Raw genomic sequence first — 21,565 nt, 5'->3', positions numbered from 1 at the left:
CTCTCTGTTCAGGCGTAGCTTAGCCTGCGAGAAAAACGCGGGTTGTGGAAGGGTGGGGCGGGGGGCAGAGCGCTGCCCACCCGCGGGGAGAAGACGTCAGTACCCTGCGGCTTCCATTTCTTCGGCGGTGAAGGCCTGCGCTTTTTCAAGGGCTTCGTCCACCGTCTGCTGTCCGGCATAGACTGCCGAGAACTCCTGGCTCACCTGCGTGGCGATGCCTGCGAATTCTGGGATCGCGACGAACTGGATGCCAACATAGGGTGTCGGTTGCGCGCAGCAGTTATCCGGATCGGCTGCAAGGATCGAATCCAGCGTCATCTTGGCAAACGGAACCTTCTGGTATTCCGGGTTCTCATACAGCGAGGTCCGCGCGCCCGGAGGTACGTTGGCCCAACCTTCATTCTCGGCGACCAACTCGATGTAGTCTTTCGAAGTTGCCCATTCGATGAACTGCTTGGCGGCATCTTCCTGCTGCGTACCTGCTGGGATGGCCAGCGCCCAAGCCCAGAGCCAGTTGGCGCGCTTGTCGACGCCTTCTGAATTTGGTGCCAGCGCAAAACCAACCTGATCAGCCACGGTCGAGTCATCCGGGTTGGTCACAAAGGACGCCGCAACGGTGGCGTCGATCCACATGCCGCACTTGCCCTGCTGGAACAGCGACAGGTTTTCGTTGAACCCGTTGGTCGCATATCCCGCTGGGCCAGACTCATTCATCATATCGACGAAGAAGGTCAGCGCCTCTTTCCATTCGGGTTGATCGAACTGAGGTTTCCAGTCCTCATCGAACCAACGCGCACCGAAGGAATTCCCGGTCACGGTGATGAAGGCACCGCCCTCACCCCAACCCGCCTTGCCGCGCAGGCAGATGCCGTTGATGTCGTTGTCCCGGTCGGTCATGGCTGCCGCAGCTTCACGGATGAATTGCCACGTCGGCGCATCAGGCATCTCCAGACCGGCCTGTTCCATCAGGTCGGTGCGGTACATCACCATCGAGCTTTCGCCGTAGAACGGTGCTGCATACAGCGTGCCGTCGTTGCTGAGGCCGTTACGCATCGCGGGCAGGATGTCGTCCACGTCATATTCGGCGGACATGCCTTCCAACGGGACCAACCATCCATTCGCGCCCCAGATGGGCGTTTCGTACATGCCGATGGTCATGATGTCGAACTGACCGCCCTTGGTGGTGATGTCGGTGGTCACGCGCTGACGCAGCACGTTTTCTTCAAGTGTCACCCATTCGACGTCGATGCCGGTCGCTTCGGTGAATTTGTCGGTATAGCCCTGCATTCGGATCATGTCGCCATTGTTCACAGTGGCGATCGTGATGGATTGCGCGTGGGCCGCTGCCGTGGCGACGAAAGTCAATGCAGTCGCCGCACGAAGTGCGTGCTTCAGATACATCCCTGTCCTCCCTGAGCTTGGATGTCGTGCAGGGAGCCTAGATCGTAAATTGTCGCGACGTCAATAAAAACTTTACGCGCGTTAAAAATAGAAGCTTATGCAGAATCCCTCAGAACCAACCTTGCGGGAAAAAGGGTTTCACTGCGTGTTTCAAATTCCCCACCATTTTCAATAAGTTCGAACAGAGTCTCTACGCTGCGCCCCGCAACGTTGTCGTAGTCATGCGCAGCGGTGGTCAGAGATGGGCATGTAAATTTTGCAAAGGGATGATCGTCATTCGAGGCCACGCGTAGCGTGCAATCATCTTTGCGTCCCACCCGAATCCCCTGTTCGAAACAGGCTGCAAGAAAGCCGATGGCCAGCCGGTCATTGCTGCACAAAACCGAGTCTGTTTTCAGTCCACGCTCTGCCAGAACTTTCAAAGCGCCCCTGTGCCCGATCTCTTCAAAAGCCCAGCCTTTGCCATCGACTTTGATGATATGAGGCTCGAACCCCAAGCGTTCCATAACCTCGACATAGGCCTTCCGTCGTTTGTTGGCGTTTGGGTTTGCAGGTGTGCGCATTTCAAAGAAAGAAGGCGGCTCGCCTGTCCGTGTCATGTATTCCACGGTCTGCGATACAAAGCTGAAATTGTCCGAACCAACAAAAGCTGCCCCCAGACCATCAAGGTTACTGTCGAATAGGACGGTAGGCACATTGGCACAGAATTTTTCGATTGCGGACCGGTCCGAGATGCGCCCCAATGGTGCCAGCAGAACCCCTGCGGGTTTCATGGATTGCAGCCCGTCCAGAATTTCGTTTTCCAGTTTTTGTTCCCCGTGTGAGCTGAACAAGGACGGTCGATAGCCTGCCGCAATGCAGGACTGTTCCAGATACCGGGCAATTTCAGCGAAGAAGGGATCGGCAAGGTAGGGCACGACGATGCCGATATTCTTGGTCAGTTTCCGGTTCTGGTTCACGGCATAAATATTCGGGCGATAGTCAAACCGTTCCAGCGCCTCTTCGATGCGCGCCCTTGTTGTCGGGCGCACGCTGTCGGGGTCGTGGAAATACTTGGACACCGTGGGTCGCGAGATCCCGCTGAGCGCCGCGAACTCTTCCATATTTTTTATTTTGGTCATTCCAGTCTGCCTGCGGATTCCAGCCGCCTTGATCTTATCATATTTTTACATATTCTTTGCGCGCGCCAAAAAATCAATAGCCGGACATGAGCAGTGCAAGAGGTCTGAATGTATCTCGGGATTGATATCGGAACATCAGCAGTCAAACTTGTCTGCGCAGATACTGATCGGATTCTCGCGACGTCCTCTGTAGGGATTGAAACGTCCTCTCCGCTGCCTGGATGGTCCGAGCAGCACCCGGACCTGTGGTGGGAGGCTACACGCGACGCATTGAACCAACTTTCCGGACAAGTCACGCTGTCAGAGGTAAAAGCCATCGGTCTATCTGGACAGATGCATGGGGCCGTGTTGCTGGATAACAGTCTGCGCCAGATCCGCCCGGCTATCCTTTGGAATGACAGCAGATCAGCGCGAGAATGCGACGAACTGCGCATGGCCCAGCCGCAAATCGGGCAGGTCGCAGGTGTTCTTCCGTTACCAGGATTCACAGCGCCCAAGATTGCATGGCTGAAACAGAATGAACCCGAACACTATTCGCGTCTCGCGCATATTCTGCTGCCCAAGGATTACATCGGCTTATGTCTGCACGGAGAATTGGCGACCGATACATCAGATGCTGCGGGAACACTTTGGCTGGATCAGGCCACGCGCAACTGGCATGTCGGGATTGCTGAGGCCACTGGCGTCTTACCCGACTGGCTTCCGCCGATTTTTAACGGCACTGACGTTGTTGGGAGTGTAACAGCACGAGCTGCAACCATCACAGGGTTGAAAGCGGGCGTACCCGTGGTTGCCGGAGGCGGTGACGCCGCGACAGGCGCTGTGTCTCTGGGCGCTACCGAACCGGGACGTGGGTTTATCTCGCTGGGAACCTCCGGCCAACTGTTCGTGGCAGATAGTGAATACAAACCCAACCCTGAACGTTATGTACATGCATTTGCACACACGTTGCCGGGCCGTTGGTATCAAATGGCCGCAATGCTGAACGGTGCGCGGCCAATTTCGTGGATAGGTGGCCAATTGGGGCTTTCCGCTGCCGAAGTTGTTGCTCTTGCCGAAACGGTCAGTGGAGAGCGTGTGCCGATTTTCCTGCCTTACCTGACTGGCGAGCGAAGTCCCTTAGGAGATCCCCATATCCGCGCGAGTTTCTTTGGTCTTGAGGATTCGACGACACGCGCTGAGATTTGTCGTTCTGTTGTAGAAGCCATTGCGTTTTGCTTTGCTGATGCAGCACAGAGTTTCGGCGATACAATTGACACTTTGCCTGAACTGGCCGCGATCGGAGGGGGCAGCCAGTCAGATCTGCTATTGGGCCTGATTGCGACGGTTACAGGCAAACCTATCGTGCGCTCAGAAGGATCGGATTCCGGTCCTGCCTACGGTGCCGCCCGTCTTGCAGCATGCGGTGTTGGTGCTTTGCGTGAGGCCGATCTTGCAGTTCGGCCGTCCACGACTGATAGGTTCGAACCTGACGAGTTGGCCGGTCTGTCCGAGCGTTTACAGCGATTCCGAAGGCTGTATAAAGCCGTCAGCGTGGTCGATTGATCGCCATGCGCTACCACCGCGTAACCTATTGGATTTCGCAAAACGCCGTTTGAGCACGCTGCAACGGCGCGTTCTCTTCGGCTAACCGAAACATCACGCCGGAACCTTAGATCAGTCCAAAGTCAGCTCTACATAGATCACCATATCCAGTAACGCGCTTTCGTTCAGTGCTGCCGGGGCGGTACCCGGCCCAAGATCACCAGCATCCGCCACCGCAATTGCGTGGTCGCCGGTAATTCCCGCTGCCAGAGCGGCAGTGGCATCTGTCAGAACATAGCCCGGGAATTCCGGCGTTGCTGCAAACCCAGAAAGCACCGCGCCATTCAATCGGATTTCGGTGCCGGTTGCGTTCAAGCCTTCGTTTGGCTTCAACAACAGGAGTGCGCGGTCGATGGAAAGGTTACGTCCACGTAATGGATAGGGCAGGGCGCGTTCATCGAGTGATACAACCGATTCCACGCCTACAGGACCGTTGGTCAACTGATGGAACGCAGTGCCGAATTCCTGCCGCAAACTGTACGCGCGGGGCAATCCGGTGTCTTCGAGAACGCCAAACAGCGCGCCTTCCAAGGCCGCATTTTCAGCCTCGACCCTGTCGCGCAGAACCCCATCGCTTTCAGCTGTATAGGACAAGTGCAATACCGCGTCCGTGATGGTGTCGTAGTCAAACGGTTTGAAGGTTTTTGGCAGTGTCAGTTTCCACGTGCTGTCGACCGCACCGGCACCTTCAAACGGCATATAGCGCGGATCAGAGAAGCTGAAGTCGAACGTACCCGAGTCATTCTGCGCTGTACTGGTTGCAATCTGAACCGTATGACGCAGCAGGGAATCTGTCAGCCCCGCTGCGCCGTCCAGGGTCGGTTCGATCCTGATCCTTGCCCCGGTCAGGGTCAACGTCACTGGAATGTTGACATAAGGCCCTGTGACGCAGGCCACCGACAGCCGCGCTGATCTGATGCGCCTGCGGTATTGACCCGGGTACAGCAGATCGAAGGCAAGCTCGGGCACGGTGAACTCGCATTCGCCGTCCTCGCGAAGCGCCATCAAAGCGGCGGGATTCAATTGGCTGAGTGAGAATGGTTGCGTGATTTCAAGCGTTCTGTAATTCGTTTCGAGGTAACGCTTTTCCATCTCGATCAGGTCGACCGCCAGTTTTTCACCTGAAAGAAGCCCGGCCTGTCCCGGTTCCCAATATGTCAATTCCAGCAACTGGGTCTGATCGCTTGGGCGTTCAAAGCGATACGCCTGTTCGGCCAGCCGTGCCATAGACATGGCAGCGTTGAACGCCTGTCGGTAGATGGTCTGAAGTGTAGACGCCATCCATGAATACAGTGCCTCGCCGGTGAATTTGGTTTCGTAGAAATCAAGAAGTTCTTCTTGGTCTTTTATCGCTTGCTCATGGTTCGACAGTGCTTTTTCGGCAATTTGCAGCCGGATTTCCGCGGCCTTAATGCGTTTTTCGATCTGCTTGAGCTCATAGCCTTCAAGTTTCAGACCGTGCTTCCATTCTTTCCTTTGCTTGGCGTATTTCGCCTCAAGGGACGCGGATTTCGCGGCGATCATCAACAGATCACCGGTGTCCTTGAAGACCTTTGCCCATTTCTCACCGGATAGACCAAGCTCGTGGCCTCCGTATTTCATGGCAAAAGGTGATCCGAGTTGCGGTATCAGGTGCAAAATACCGGAGGTGCCGTTCAGAATAGCGGCCAGAACTTTGCTGATACCCGCGCCATGAGTCAGCACCTGTTCGGCCCGATCCCATGGCAGCAGATCATCATCAATCTTCTGCTGGAAGTGGCTTTCGCGATACTCAAACATCTCCTTGCGTTTTTCCAGCTCGGCAAGGCTTTCTTTGGCGATTTTTACCTCGTTCTCGCGGATTTTGGTGACGAGATTTTGCATGTTGATCGCCTGCGTCAACCTGAGTTTTGCAAGCTCCTCGGCGTCTCGTTTTTCCATGGCGGATTGCAGCTTGGACCCGAACCCTTGGACAAGGCCCACATAGTCACGCGCCTTGGCGACCAGGTATGAGAACCGATAGGGCGGCAAATTGCCCGCCGACGCACCTAGGATGTCGCTTAAACTCAAACCGGCGGCTCGTGCACGTACCAACGCCATAGGGTCGATTTCCGGGGCAAACAGGGCCAGGTCGACACGTTCGCCGTCGATGTTTCGGCAGTTGTGAATTTTATAAAGCCGATCCTCGACCCTGTCCCAAAGCGCCAGCAAATCCTTGTTGCGCGGTATGCAAAAGACCGGTCCGATTTGCCGGACAATATGCCAGGTAAAGCGATCCGGACGAATGCGTCCCCAGATACGGGCATTGCGCCCGCCCGCCCCGATAAAGCGGAGGTTTGCGCGTTCTGCGTCCACGCGTCCTGCGCGGTTCCAGTCAATTTGCTGTCCGGGCCGACCGTCCGTTGCCACGGCAAAATCGAAGCGCTGTGCTTCAGCGACATGAGCCGATACCGACTTGGGTGCCGGTTTGGCAGTTGCAGAGTCGGGCAAGTTGGCGACGGTCTTGTCATCGCCCAGCATCAATTCCGTCGCTCCGAGGCTGGCCACCTCGACCTTTTCGGCCGATAGCGGAGGCCGGGAGTGATCAAATCGGACTTCCGCATTTACCGCCGACTCGACCTTGCCCCGAATTTCGGCGCCCAGCGTGTCTGATCTTTCGTAACCCACGAATGTGCGGCCGGCGATGACAAGGTCGTTAACGCCGACCCATTTTGGGCGTTTTGGAATGATCCAGTTTTCAACCTCAATCAAGAAATCCTGCCCTTTTTCCATGTGCGGCTTGATCCGCTCAAAGTTGCGTGGACGAACGATACCTTCGCCGCAATCGCCCGCATCCGCAGGGCGCGGTCCGAGGATCTGACGAACGAGATCGTAGAGAATATGGGCCTCGTCCACACTTTCACGTGTGAACTGCTGAAACAAACTGTCTGCCCAGTCCAGCAGGTTGTCACAATACCGCATAACGATGTTCTTCTGGAACGCAGACAGCCTGAGGCGTCCGATCGCGTAGGGGTTGAAGGGATCTTTGCGATACGCCTCTTGTGCATCTTCGTCCGTCAGGATGGCGCGCAGGCTTGGCGGTTCCATGCCTTGGAACTCGTAGTATTGCCAGACCCTGTCTCTTTCTGCCTGAAGGCGTGCAGCGTCCGAGAGGCTACCCAGATCCACGCCGCTGTCGAATTTGGCTGTTGGGTCAAAGATGGCCTGATACCAGCCTTGCGCCGAAGCGTAGTCGCCTCTGCTGTTCTGGTGCGAGGCGAGCAGTGCCGGAATGTGAAAGAACAGCTCGCGGAAATAGACGCCCAGTGGACCCGTGTAATCGAGCCGGTTGGTCGGGCCGACGACCCGCGTTCGGTTATTCGCACTGGTGATAAGATGAGACTTTTCGGCATAGTCGGCCTGAGCCATCTTGTCGAGAAGGCCGTCCACGCCGCCATAGAAAAGCGTGCGCCCGAGATCACCCAATACAGTCGTCCCCAAACGCCGTGCTTCGTACGGCCGACCTGACCAGTCAAAGGACCAGTGAAAGAAGCTGACATCAGAGTCCTTCTGAACCAAGGCTGCCGGGAACCCCCAATCGGACACAGGCACGACGACATGAGGTTCGGGATCATTGACACGCGCTACGGACGCGCCGAGATCACTGGGATCGAGGTTCCAGTTGCCGTCGGCACTATCAAGACTGTCTCTGCTATAAGACAATCCGTAGATGTTGCTTTCGAAATTCCAGCGGGCGGTCGTGAAATCCTGTCGGGCAACCGTTGAGCCCGGCAGCCAGAAACCGCTGCCTTCGACCGTCTGTTCATAGATGCGCCGCGCGCTTCGGGATCCGGTGATATGCATAATGCCCGGGTCTCGGTTCCAGTAAATGTCCAGCCTGTTGCGTTCGGTGGTTGTAGGCGGATAGCCGACACGCTCGAACATATCCATGCGATATGGGACGTGGTGGCCGCCGACATTCAGGTAGAGATCGCCGTTCAGTATGCCCGGATACACCTTCTTCCAGGCGGGCGTCACAAGTGTGTGCCCATCCTGTGCCTCGGTATGGCTGGTTGAGAAGTCATCCGTCCATGCAGGTATCTCCAAGGATGTTCCCCGACTGGTGACGGCCTCCAGCAGAATGCCTTGATCCCACATTGTGAAGTAACGCCCCTTCAGTTCGATGGATTGCGGGGTGCTCCACGTGCCGTCCAGTTTGAGGAATGAAAACTTGGGGCGTAGCGTGTGCCGATAGCCAATAAACTCGTTTTCGCCATCGCGGACACGGGTCCAGGGGTTTGTGCTGATTTCCAGCCAGAATATGTGCAAACGGTTGTTGTAGATGATGGGCGACACATCGCGAACCGGGACAGCAATTCCCAGTTTCCGGCGGGCTGAATAGGAAACGCGCCGGTCATCTCGCAGTTTTGAAAACGTAAGGTTTTCGATTGTCCAATAGTAATAGTTCGGCGGGTCGTCAGACGTGCAGCCAAAAACATGCAAAACGTCGCGCCCGTCGCTCCAGACATGTTCGTGGTAGGCACCGGCGATCCTTAATCCTGCCACTTCTTCGAAACCGCGCAGGTAAGTGGCATACGCATCCAGTACAGTCTGTTCTGTGATATCCTGTTGCAGCAGAGTTTTTTCAAGTTCCTCGAACTGAGGTGACTTGTTGTCCCGCAACTCGGGCAGCATGTAGTTTTCGGGCCATAGAAAGACCTTTCTGTTCGCCTCCCACACCCGGTAGTTTTTGCGCCATTCCCATTCGTCGGACGGTATCCGTGTGGGGCTGACATGCACATGGTTGCCAGCGTCCGGATCGCGCCTGTCCTGTTCCAAGTTCAGTACAATCCGGTGAATGTAACTTTGCAAAGACCCGATAGCTGAAACAACGCGCGAGGTTCGGGCGCAACCTTCCATATCAGGGTCGATCAGGTAGTAATTGTACAGATCGCCCCGGTCATCGAACCTGCCATTGCTGTCACGGATCATGTAGTCGGTCAGAGCATCCCGGCGTCGCCCGCGAAGAGCGTCTTCGTGTACTTCCATTGCCTTTTCAAAGCTTTCGGCATCCACAAGGCGAAGCTGAAGCGCGGCCTTCAGGCTTTCGGCGCCTTCACCAAGTGCTGCTGGGTCGGACGATGCCAACAGGGCCAGCGCGTCTGCGCCAAGGCCGCGATCCTGCGCAAACGACACGATCCTGCGCATCAGGTCCAGCGCGCTCAGCGCGTTAGCGGGCAGGCTGGCTCCGGCCTCAAACACGCGGATGGTGGCGACGTCACCGCCAGCAGCTTGGGCGAATTGATCTGTGTCGGCCGCAGCAAATCCACCGGCGACTGTGTGGGCAAGCAAAACGGCCTCAACAGTCTCGGGATGACCCGGCAGCCCGTCATCATCAAGCAGCGTATCCAGATATGCCGCAAGCGACAGGATTGCGCCTCGCGAATAGGGTGCTACGGGATCTGCCAGATCAAAGAGCGCTCGGTTGGCGTCAACAAAAGCCACGCGATCAGCGGTTAACGCTTCATGCTGGAATATGGCAAGCGCCCTGACCATTGGGGCGGCCGCGTCCCTGAGTGGCCCGTGATCCGACGCAAACACTCCGTCAATGACGGCTTGGGCGGTAATGTCCGCACCCGTAAGCGCCGAAATTGCGTTCAGTTTTCCTGTGGAGATTTCGAGCGCCGCTGCCGTGACCTCGGGGACGACGACCCGCAGATTGAATGTGTCGATAAGCAGTTGAAGGTCAGCTTCCGTGATCCCACTTGGGAAACCACCTGGAGGTGCGGCAATCGCCGGTGCAAGTCCTACGTCAGGGGCCAGCCTCAGCATGTCGCGGGGTTCCGCCTGGAACAAGGCTGCATTGGCTTCGACAATGGCGCGTGACTGATCTTCGGTAACGCCGTCCAAGAAGGCAAAGACTGTAGGTGCGAAAATAGCGCGCTCGTCGGTAGCAATCCGTGAAACGACCTCGAGCGCAAGGTCTTCCACGTCAACGAACAACCCAGCTTCGACAGGGTCATCCAGCAAGCCCATAAGCGATGAAGCGGCCTCAAGATCGACCGCCAACCGGGCAAACCTGTCGTGCTGTTCAAGCAGGCGGTGCATCTCGTTTGCGCTTGTGATGGCGTCGCCTCCGGTTGCGATACGGATCGCAAGCCCAAGCTCATAAAAATCCAGTCTCAGAGCATCCGCCATAAGCGCATGTCTGTAGAGCAACGACAACGCGTCTGCGGACAACAGAAAGCCCCGGTCGTCCTCTGCAGCGGCGTCCGGGTCTATCCCAAGTGCCGGTGCCAGCATCAGGATCAGGTGCAACAAGTCTTCGTCTGAAATTCCCAACGCCACCCGCAACCGTTGCGAGACAAAGACACCCGCATTCGGACCGGTTTCCGGCAATGCTGCGTCGTCACGCAGCGCAGGGTGAACAAAACGTAGCGCAGGCGCGGGGAAAGGTGCTGCGCCAACGCCAGCTGCGGCACCGTTAAACAGCCGGTCCATCAGGCCGGGTTCGTCCGGATCCGCCCCGACAGGATCGGTTGGAACTGGCCCTGTCAACGACAAGACATCGTCGATATCCAGGGACAAGCTGTCGGCCAGTTGCGCAATGCCGACGATTTGCGACAGGGTAGCGTCGTTCAAGGTGCCGCCAAGCCTCTCAAGTACCACACCCAGTGTGCGAGGATGCCAATCGAGCGCCTGGGCCAGCCGCCAGAAACGGTGCATTCGGTCAAGGGCGTCGCGGGTCGTTCCGATCACACGCTCGATATCGTTCTGTACACTGTCAGCCGAGCGTTTTTGGGCATCGATGCGAATGTTGTCTCCGCCCTGCACAAAGCCGGTTTCTATGATCGCACCAATGGTGTCCCGGTCGATTTCCATCGCGCGCAACAAGTCCTGGACATCGAATGGATTGGCAGTGTTGCCTGATCTTGGGAAACTGTTGCGATAAAGCGCACGTAGATAAGCCCACTGATTGCGGCGCGTTGTAATCATCTCGTATGCGGCAACAGAAAGCTTTAATGCCGCACTGTTTTTTGCCGCGGCCCCGGCATCTGGCGCTGTCAGAGCAACGATTTCAGCGCGGTCTGTGTCAAAGTCCCTGAGGTTGAGATCAGCCGCCGCAACACGCCGGTCAAACGGTGTTACAAAGGACCGCGTGGCAGTTGGAAGGACATCGGCATAGACCTTGTCCAGAATGGCAGAGCGATCGGTGCCACTGATAGTGCCATCTTCGCGCGTGGCGATAGCCGCTTCGAGAATTTCATTGATGATCTCCAAAGTGGGGATCAGGTCATGTGTGGCGTCGCAAGTCAGTGGTGTCGTCCACAGGTCAGGACGCCGGTTCCGGAGTTTTAGGGCATGATCTTCTTTTGCGCCGGTGAATTCTTTTTGCGTGACCTTCTCGTCAACAAAAGTCATCAGGTCGACAAAGTAAGCGGCCGGGCTGAGAACCGAGTCGCAATGCGCGCAATCGCAATAGCTTTGGTCGCCGAACAGATCGGCATATCCGGGCAAATCCTTCAAACCGTCTGTCACGTCTTCGAAAAGCGGACCGATCCATGTCCAATCAGGGCGTTCCCAACGCAACTCGTCTGCCAATGTCGCCACAATATTGCTGACGCCAAGCCGCATATCGCGCGCTGTTGCGATGACGATGCTTGCTTCTGCCTCGGCGATGCCGGCTTTCGCGGCAAGCTCGGACACCTGCAGATCTGCGATCTTCAGACCGGAATGCAATCCGCTTTTCATAAGAGCGGCGCTTGTGCGCACTGAACCACCGACACTCAACGTGCGTGCGCGAGCCTTTAATACGCTGAGGACAGCGCCCCGATCCGCGTTTGACACCCCACGAAAATCGAGCGCTTCCAGATCCTTGGATCCAGGGGAGAAATCCATTCTGCGAAGGTCAAGCGTTTCGTTTTGCTTGGCAAAATCCTCGAAAACTGCGACCCGCTGGTTGAGTTTCGAAACTGTCGCTTGCGTCGCGGCACCCTGCGCGACGATTTCTCGCGTGCCCAGTCCGGGATAGGCATTCACTGTTGCCCGGATTTGGGCCAACCCTTCTGTGGTGGCTTCATCCAAGCCCGCTGGCGTGTCATCAAGAGCATCAGGATTGTCTTTGAGCAGCGTTCGCACTTTGCCATACGCTTGTCGAAGTTGATCTGTCGGAGGCATCTTGAGCCGCGCGGCCAGACCTTCAGTGGGAAAGCGTTCTTCGATCCGCACCTTGGTTGCGTCGGCGCGGGCAATCGCCTCTTCCCGATCGCTACCTGCCAACTCGGGGGCAACGACCTTGGCCAGAGAGTCATTGTCGATACGCAGAATGTCGGGCAGTTGCTTTATTCGTCCGCGCAACTCGGAAAACTCCGCACCACTCAGCCGCGCAGCCGCGTCGGAGTCATCGCCCAGAACCTTGGCGATCCCTGCCACAAGGCCAATGCGCTGGCCTTCGGCTTTCGTCAAAGCCTGATCGATAACCAGCGTGGCCACGCGCTGATCCGTCAACAATTCGCTGTTGGGAACCGCACTCAAAAGCGCCTTTGCAGCGCCATCCCGCAAACCGGCAATCTTCGTCAGCTTTGCCACTTCGGCGCGCGCAAGTTCTGGTTTGAGTTCGGGAAGGTCGGAGATTGCAACAGATGCAAGATCACTGATTTCAGGGCCAAAAACACCGGCAAGCCTGCCGCCATCCACCAGGATCGTTTCAGCACGAGAACGCACCTCGTCTTCGATCTCCACAGCATCGAGTACGGTGCGTACGACATCTTCCGGTCGTGAGCGGGCAAGCTCTTCTGGCTGCAACCGGTCAAGCGCTTCGCGTATTGCGTCTTCATGACCTGGAGTTGCGTCCGCTAAGGCCCGTTCCAAGCCGATGCGCCGAGTTCCGGACAGAGCAGCGATGACCGTCTCTTCTTCTATCGTGTCCCGCAACGTACGGTTGCGAAGGTCAGCCAATTCTCGAAGATTTTGAAGATCAAGAATAGGATCGGGCATGAGAGGTCCTCCGTCGATGAAGCAAGTATTCGGTTCAGAAAGCAGTCCTTGAAATCGTCCCGCTGCAGCACGGGACCGCAGCGGCGCTGGATGGTGAATTGAATTGGGTGATCCTCTTCAAAATCTTCACCTTTTTGCTGTTTGAGCGGGCGACCCGCCTGAGAAAACCCGGGGCTACGCGCCCCGAAATACGGTTAGAACGGAGCACCACCACGGAAGTTCAAGCCAAGCGCGCGCAGGACGCGGCGCGTGCTTTCCGAGTGGCACCAGGCCAGAACGACGTCGTCCGAGTGTTCCAAAATCGCGGTCAGTTGGCTGTCGGTGAGCCGGGTGACATCGTGAATGTCGATGCGGGCGCTGGACGGAAGATTGACGAGGTCGTCGATAAAGAATTTCACTTCGCGTTGTGCAAGGTCGAACCCGGCTTCGGTGCCATGGCGACCAGTCAAAACGTTGATGACGCCGGAACCCGGAGTGCTGTCGAGGTGGCGGACAAGGTCATCTACATGCGAATGCGCAACCGTTTCCGCTGAGGTCCAGATGCGACTGCCGGTGGGGCTGGAAAATGCCCGCCAATTGACGACTTTGCTTTTCACAACAGACCAAAGCCGCGGAATGATGTCGACGCGGTACGCACCCGGGGAAAGACGACTTGCCACTTGTGGTAAAAACTCGCGCAACATTCGGCTGCGCATCGGATTCCAGTTGATCCCGGCCCGAAGACCCGTACGCGCCGCCAACTGACGCAGGTTCTTGAGACTGAACGCGGCCATGACTCGCCGTCCGGCTGATGCCAGGGCCCGCATGCCTGCCTTGAGTGCGACTTTGAGGCTGGCTTTGATCGCAGCCAGACTGCCGAATGATGCGACGGTCAGAATGACGTCAACGACTGTCAGGGCAACAAAAGCAGCCTGTCCCCAAGATCCAAGGTTTAAGCTGCCCATTCCGCCGGGAATGCCGCCAGACTCTCCGGGTTCGTCGGATCCGAACTCAAGGTTCCACCAGCCTGCAACCCTGACTACGTGATCCATGACCGTTGCCGGCTCCTGACCGCCCGGTCCCTCGCTGCCGTTTCGGCTTTCCTGATCGGGAGGTCGATTGCCGCCTGCGCTGCCCGACGTACTGCTGCTGCCCGAACCACCTGAATTCTCTGGCGGTGCGTTGCCGGGCGGGGCGCTGCGATCGCCGCCATTGCCACCAGTACCCGCACCGGTGTCCCCTGTTGGTGCCGTTCCGTGCGGATCGCCCTCTGTGCTTCCTTCGGCGCCACCACCGGGCCCACCGCCATCAGCGCCGCCTGGACCACCGCCAGGCTCGGTTCCTGTACCACCTTCTGCACCGCCTGGCGTTGTGCCTGTCGCATCTGGATTGGTGCCCGTTGAATTGGGGTTTGTTCCGCCACTTTCAGGAGCGGTTCCACCCTCGGTCCCACCGGGTTCCGATCCGGTTCCACGACCTGTACCGCCTTCGCGATGCGCCGGGCTGTCTTCTTGGCCGGTACCGCGGCTTTGCGGGTCGCCGGTCCCGCCGCCCCGACCAGTCCCGGAGTCACCACGACCCAGAGCGTTGGGATCATCCGAGACGCCCCCGCCACCGGGACCTTGTTGATCCGAGCCTTCGACGGTTCCGGTCCCTTCCGGGTCTCCGTCCTCGACCCCGACTTCACGATCTCCCGTTCCGTCGGTAGTGGTGCCGGTATCTGACCCGGTCGCTTGCCCACCGGTATCTGTTGGCGTGCTATCCGACGGAGTGTCGTTGCCGGTGCCATCGGCCTGCGGGCTGCCCGAGCCGCCGCTGGGATCCGGTGGCGCATCCGGTGTGTCGCCCGAAGAGTCTGTGGTTGGGGATTCCGGGTCGCCGCCGCCACCGTTCTGACCTCCTGCCGCGCCCGGCTCAGCGCCGTCACTGTTCCCACCACGCCCCGCCGTGCCAAGCATGATGATGTCCGCACCGTTCGCCTGATCGCGCGCGGCCAGTCGTTCCAATTCGGCCCGCGTCCCGAAATGGACCGTGCCTTCACTGTTGATGTAGTAGGTTACCTGCCCAAGAGCATAGCGCAGTTGGATTGCCGGAGTCTGGCGTCCAAGAGCAGCTGTAACAGATGGCGGGTCTGGTCGCGCAGGAGCCGCGATGCGTCGTCCCGGACGAGTTCGGGTCGTCTGCAGCCCGGAGCGGTCGAAATGCGAAACAGGGTTGGAGCGTGCGTAAATATAGAGGTTGGGGCCGTCAACCGACCCACCTGGATCCGGAGATATCCACCGACAGAGCCAGCTTGCATAGTATCGTTGTCCGATATGATGGAACCCGGTGGCCGCGTCCCGTTCGCGCTGTACAAAACCATAAGCCTTCAATGCCGTTTCGCGCGCGCTGTCAGCAGCGGCGAATGCGGTCTGGCCATAAGGCATAAACTCTTCATAACTGACGACACGGGCCGCTTCGTCCAACCGAAGGGTGGCTGACCCCAGATGATCGGTCAGCGTATACCGAAGTCGGGTCGCGGTCGGATCGTTTGTTTCTCGGGCCGTGGAGTCCAGGGACCAGCGATGCAACTCGGCGATCTCGGAGAATCCATCCGACAAACGGGTGACAAAGCGCTCGAGGATCAAGCTGTTTCCGCGGAAAACCCTACGCCTTTCCGCTGTGCCCAAATAGGTGACTTCGATCCGCTCAACGCTGCCGTCACCCAGCAACCTGCGGGTGATCTTGCGTAGGCGCGTACCGCTGCCATCGTACAAATAGACTTCATCGTCATCCGGGCGTAGCTGCGCGCTGCGGTCGATGATGACCGCGCGCTGCAACCTCTGATCGTGCCGCCAATGCAGGCTATCGAGATGGTCGACCTGCCGCAGTTCACCAGCTGCACCAAATTCGGCCGCCGCCGCAGCAGGGCTAACCGGTGTACCGTCGGTTCGCGTCGCTGGTCGTGACCGGTTGTTGGCCGCATCAACCCAGAAATCCGTGGTAAAACTGGCAATTGTCCCGTTGTGCCGCAGTCTCGTCAGATTCCCTGAAAGATCATAAGTGTAGGTTTGTATGAACCGCTCAGTCCCGGTCCCATCCGACAAAGGCAGGACAGGTGTCGGGCCCGGCGTGGCAGTGAAGGCACCATGCGCGCGCCCTTCGGATTGGGTCAGGCGATAGAATGCGTCATACGTGTAACGGCGCATCGCATCTGCGCCAGCAATGGCCGAAAAAACCGCGCGGGCGCTGCCCGAATGCGCCAGATCAATGCTGCCGGTCACGTTGCCGACCGGGTCATAGGTTAGGCTGAGGTCCTGCAAAACCGGAGCGCGCCCGCCCGCTGCAGATCTGGTCGCGCGAATGCGACGAACCAGCCGCGTGCTGTCATCGAACTCCCGGCTGACAGTAACTCCGTTACCGTATTCGATGCTTTCCCGTTCGCCATAGATCGAGAGGCGGACGTTGTTCAGAATTTCGGTTTCGCCAACCTGCCCGTCGGCAGTCTCAACTGTCACACGAGCTACCGCTCCGCCTTCGGAATAAGAGGTCCGAACAATCGACCCGTCAGCATTTCGGTGTTCGACTGGTCGGCCCTGCGCATCATGCCGGGCGGATGTCTCAAAGACCTCTCCGTCCATCACCACGCCTGCAGTCCAGTCAACATCCGCAGCCGGGTCAGAGATCAATTCCCAAGCAGAGCGGAAAACCTGACCAGAGGGCAGAGCATCAAGCACTTGGTGGCGCCCGGCTTCGTCGCGTGTTTCGATGGCTAGGCCATACAGGTTGCGTGTTGTCGCGGCGGCATCGGTGGGGTCATCTGCATAGTCTATGCCTTCGATCCTTCGTGGTCCGGTGCCTGTATCGACGGCAACCGAGACGGGCCGATCAAGGGCGTCATAAACGGTTGTTCGGATCGTATTGCCTTCGGTTACAGTCTCCACGGGGTTGTCGCGGGCATCGAACAGGACACGCGTTTCCCCGGCGTCGGCTGACCACTCGGCGCATTTGCGTCCAGCCATGTCATAGACGTGCCGACCCGTTTCTAACCCGCGCGCGTCAATGTCGCGGGCGTTTTCTCCGGTTTCGAGAAGGACTGATCGCTGCTCGCGGACGCCACCTGAACCGTCGTCTTCGCGGACCCGAACCTGACGGCCTTCGCTGTCAAATATACGTTCAACCGGTGTATCGGCATGGGGCAGGGTGGCGTCCAGAGCGTGTCGGTCGGGATCGCCTACGGGCATAATCTCGCGCGGCAGGCGCCAGGCAGAGCTGCTTACCGTATCGTTTGCGTCAAAAAACCGTTCCGTCCAGGCACCGTAGTTTGAACGTTCGACCGTGCCACCAGGCAGGAGCGTCTCCACCAGCCGCCCCGCTGCGTCGAAGAACCGCCGGGTTGCGCTGCCATTGGTACGCAATTCTGCATCATCTTCGTAGTCGGCACTCTCGGAAAAATAAGGCTCGAAGCTTTCAATGGCCTCGCCTTTAGCGTTTCGGCGGGACCAGCCGGAACTTCGCCAACGGATCGCTGACGGTCGTGTTGCAAGCGATCCGTCCGTACCAACCGCAAGATCCCCTGCCGGGTTGCGGAAAACTGCGTCTCCGGCCTCAGCGCGACGTTTGGACAGTGCGCTTTGGCCAAATCCGTCCAGGTAATTTACTTCAACTGACGTATGTCCACCTGTCTGAGCCCCGCCAGCGCCATCATGTATGAGGTTTGATGCCACTAGATTCAAAACAGCTGGTGGGCTTCCCTCTCGCCGGAACGCATCAATGTCGTACACCATCATCTGGCTTTGGGTGCCAAGGGTGCCGTCAGGGTCCGCAAGTGCTGTGACTAAGGGCGGCCCGGTCCCAGGAGGGGGTGGATCGAATCCCCATTGCCGTTCAGTACCGCTGCTATCGACCACCGTGCCTCCGTGGCTGGATCGGATTGCGATTGCAAGCGGGTCAAAAACTGTTTGCGTCCATGCTCCGGTCGGGCTGTCTGTGCGACCGGGCGCCAGTGCGATGTAGTCAATCGAGGTGGTTGCAACACCCCCAAACGCGTCGGTCACGCGTACCGGATGGAACGGCGGTACGTCGTAGTCGATGTCGACCGTCCGCCCATCAGACAATTGATGCCCAGCCGGAAGGAAGAAGGAACTGGCTGCGTGGTAGAGCTGGGTCTCAGAGGCGTTCCACCAGTGCCCATCTGCAAAGGTGTATCCCAGCGCTGGTAAACGGGAAACGATCCCCGCACCATACTGACTTACAGCGAAGCTTTCAGTGAAGCAGGCTGTTTCCGAATGGTGCAGGCGGACAGGTTGAGCAGCTTCCCCCAATGGTGCCGCATCGATGCCAGTTCTGCCGACATACAAACGACGCGACCAGCTTGTGCGAATGGCTCGACCGGGTGTTGGGGTTGCGTCGTGATCCAAAGGTGCCAACAGGGCTCCTTCCACGATGGTTGCGATTTCTTCAAACGTGAACCAGCCACGATCCGGTTGTGACAGTCCTGTCAGGGCGAATTCTTCCTGTGAAACTGGACGGTTCAACGCCCATAGATCGACATCCGTGTCATGGGCCATCTCAACGCGCTTAATCAGACAGCCAAGTCGATCTTGCGCAGAGTCATCCCGTATACGTCCGGAACGCCGAGGATAAGAAATCTGCGCAGCCAGCCGCATGGATCCATATTCGTCGCTGTTCAGCACAACATCATGAGACACGCGCGGATCGTCTGCGACACCTTCGTATAGCAAACGTGCGGATTCACGGTTGATGACGGCAAATACCGCCCGGTCCAGTGCGTGTCTGGTACCTTTGTTTCCTCTCGCTACCGGGGGTTGCTCGACCCGGACGACGTATCCCTTTTGTTCGACAACAATCGGAACTGGTTCTGGTTCGGTTCCAGTCATCCCAAACAATTCGGTTCGAATCTCACGGCCACGCAGAGCGGCACGTGCTTCTAGTGCACTGTCTGCGTCGAGAGGTGTTATGAGACGGCTTGCGTCCAGCGAATGTGCTTCCAGTGCGATGGCTGCAGTATCACCGCTCCAATAGCGTTCAAGCATCTCATGGCCGGTGCCCAGATCGAAGAAACTGCGCGTCAAAAGCGGTGCTGTCGCCGGCCTCGCTGTCACCGCATCTTCCACATATTCAGCGTCTATCGCATCGACTTCACCAAACCCGGCAAACACGCGTTGCCTGCCATCGAACGCACCGTTCCGGTAATTCAGACGCGTTTCGATTGTTAGTCCGGTGATAAGATCGTCGCGTGCGATTTTGTCCAATGTGACGACATGGCGGGGCAGGGTCGTTGTCCACTGGCGCGCACTGTTCTTGTCGCGCAAATAGTGCGCGGCTGAATTGCCGTAGACAAGGCGCTCTCGTCGCCCCATGCCATTTTCGATACGCTCCACAAGACCCGGTGGAACCGGACCTGAAAGCGCAAGTGTTTGATAACTTGCGATACGTCCAGCCCGTTTTTCGGCCCAGATCAGAGACAACCGCCCATCGCCCAGCACGTCCCGGACGTCCAGAACGCTGCTGGTGTCGATCATCGGCAGCCCGCCAAGTATGCGCGGGGGCGAAAACCGATTTCCGGCCTCGTTGTAAAATATCCTGATCTCGCCCTCGCCGATATGGACCAGGTCTGAAGTGCCGCTTCCGGTCAAGTCCACCAACAGGATGCGGTCGAGTGCCAGTCGACCTTGCGTTTTCAGCGGCGGAGCGTTTTCCATTTTGACGGCTGTTCCGAACCGCCCACGGCCAAGGCTTGGCCAATACACGATGCACCCGTCGCGCACCATGATGTGGTCCGCCAATCCGTCTCCGGTCATGTCCGCGAACAGAAAGTCCGTTTCTGTATCGGTCAACAGGGGTGGCGCTCCGCCCGGACCATGCGAGGCGTTAAAGGCGAGATTCACATCGGTGGATTGTTGCGCGAAGCCTTTTGAGCCGAGGGACTCATATATTCTCAATCCTCCATCGGTTCGCCGGATCAGATCCGCCCGTCCGTCCCCGGTTACATCCAGTCGTTCGCCTCCGGCCAAGGACGCCTCGGCTGGCATCAGGTCGAAGGGATGGAAACTGCTCCAGCCGTCGGTTTTGGCGTCAAACTTGTAATGACCGGCCCCCTGCCCGGAAAGGACGACGGCATCCATTGTACCGTCTCCGTCAAAGTCGCCGATCGACACGGATGCAAGGCTGTGGGCAGGGCGCGCCCGAATGCAGAGAGGCGCTGAGAAACGCCCGCCGCCTTCATTACGCTGAAAGCTCCAGCCTGCGCTGCTTTCGTGCAACAGACCGGGAAGCCCTTCACCATACAGGTCCACCAGACGCATCCCCGTACCCGTAACGCCTTCCGGAGCTGTTGCCTGAAGCTCTGCGGCGACCGAGGCGAAAACGTCGCCCAATTGCGGCTGGGTGTAACTGAATGTCAAAGGGGGAACAGCGCGTTCTTCACGTGCAGCGCCGACACCGCGATAGCCCGTTTTTGTGACCGAGATTAGGTGTGTTCCGTCTGTTCGTTCGTCATAGTCCCAGTTTATGGCACGGGTCAGAACCGGGTCCGGGCCAAGCCCGTCAAATTGATGAAACAACAGAAGTCGTCTGCAAAGCCGCCACGTCCGCAACTCAAACCCGGCGGTTCCAGTCGAAAACGGATCGGGGCGGCCAGGCCAATCTCTGTCGGGTGTTGTTTGCGGCGCGATGGAATCGTGATCTCCGTAGTCGAATACTGCCGTAAACGCCCAGCTTATAGCATCTGGGTCCGCGGACGCTGCATCGGAGACAGGGCTATTGTTACCCCAGCGCAGGCTTTTTGGGTAACGCTGAGCACCTACGGGGCGACCGCTGTCGTAAACGCGCTGAGCGCCAAGCCCGCGCTGATCTTCGGCCACGAACTCATAGAACAAAGCATCGCCATGGGCATCCACAGTTATTTCAGGCAGCCATTGGTATACCCTTGCAGAATTATCAGGGTCGGCGACCCGCGCAGTATCGGACCGGCCGTATATTGTCAGGACGTTACCTGTGTCGCGCGATCTCCAATGCACGGTTCCAGTGGCCGTTTCTGTCCATCGTTCGAACTGCATGCGTGCGGTGTCGTTTCGGGCCCGAAATCGTTCGACGATGAACCCGCCTGCTGATCGTTGAACCGGGTTTCCCGTAGCGTCCCGTTCGCGAACCAAGGCACCTGCGATAGATGACATGAAACCGTCGCGACCGTCGTAAGCTGGCAGAGATTCCGACGTGTCGACGCCGATGATAGGCAGCCCGCCAAGTGACCAACCGCGCCCAAAGATGCCTTGTCGCCGTGCTGAACCGTATGACAGCGTCACTTTCGGACCAAAGTTGTTGCGGGATGCCGGGAGGTCGATCGAAACACTCACCGACGCTGCACCGGAAAACCTATCGGCGGCTACGGTGTAATCAACCGCTGCGGACAGCGGTGTGCGTTCATTGACCTGCGACACTTAGAAAACTCCCAGTTGTAGGGGCTGGCTGAGAGACTCGTCTGTTAAGACTGCGCTTGAGTTGACGTAAAGTAAAGTTCAATT

At 57.9% G+C, this 21,565-nt stretch carries 5 protein-coding genes; 1 reads left to right on the top strand and 4 read right to left on the bottom strand.

The annotated features are described in order from the left end of the window. Positions 1 to 96: 96 nt before the first annotated feature. Positions 97 to 1,401 (bottom strand): ABC transporter substrate-binding protein, encoded by a 1,305-nt coding sequence (locus tag ACR0EV_RS10895; RefSeq protein ID WP_480800094.1) that lies wholly within the window; start codon positions 1,399 to 1,401, stop codon positions 97 to 99. Positions 1,402 to 1,496: 95 nt separating this feature from the next. Further along, entirely contained in the window at positions 1,497 to 2,522 is a 1,026-nt protein-coding gene (locus ACR0EV_RS10890; RefSeq protein ID WP_480800093.1) for a LacI family DNA-binding transcriptional regulator, read from the bottom strand. 108 nt (positions 2,523 to 2,630) lie between these two features. Between ACR0EV_RS10890 and xylB the strand changes: the two genes are divergently transcribed. Then, on the top strand, positions 2,631 to 4,067 hold the full coding sequence (gene xylB, locus ACR0EV_RS10885; protein WP_480800092.1) for a xylulokinase: 1,437 nt from the start codon (positions 2,631 to 2,633) through the stop codon (positions 4,065 to 4,067). Positions 4,068 to 4,178: 111 nt separating this feature from the next. Here xylB and ACR0EV_RS10880 read toward each other — a convergent pair whose 3' ends face one another. Together ACR0EV_RS10880 and ACR0EV_RS10875 are read right to left on the bottom strand one after the other, a co-directional pair. Further along, positions 4,179 to 13,061 (bottom strand): Tc toxin subunit A-related protein, encoded by an 8,883-nt coding sequence (locus tag ACR0EV_RS10880; protein WP_480800091.1) that lies wholly within the window; start codon positions 13,059 to 13,061, stop codon positions 4,179 to 4,181. Between the two features lie 194 nt (positions 13,062 to 13,255). Beyond that, a complete protein-coding gene (locus ACR0EV_RS10875; RefSeq protein ID WP_480800090.1) occupies positions 13,256 to 21,481 on the bottom strand; it encodes a SpvB/TcaC N-terminal domain-containing protein in 8,226 nt (2,741 codons plus the stop codon). Between the last annotated feature and the right edge of the window lie 84 nt (positions 21,482 to 21,565).

It is taken from the genome of Ruegeria sp. CF8 (assembly GCF_056537285.1).
Note: the sequence above shows the minus strand (reverse complement) of the source record. Positions and strands in the feature narration are given on the sequence as shown.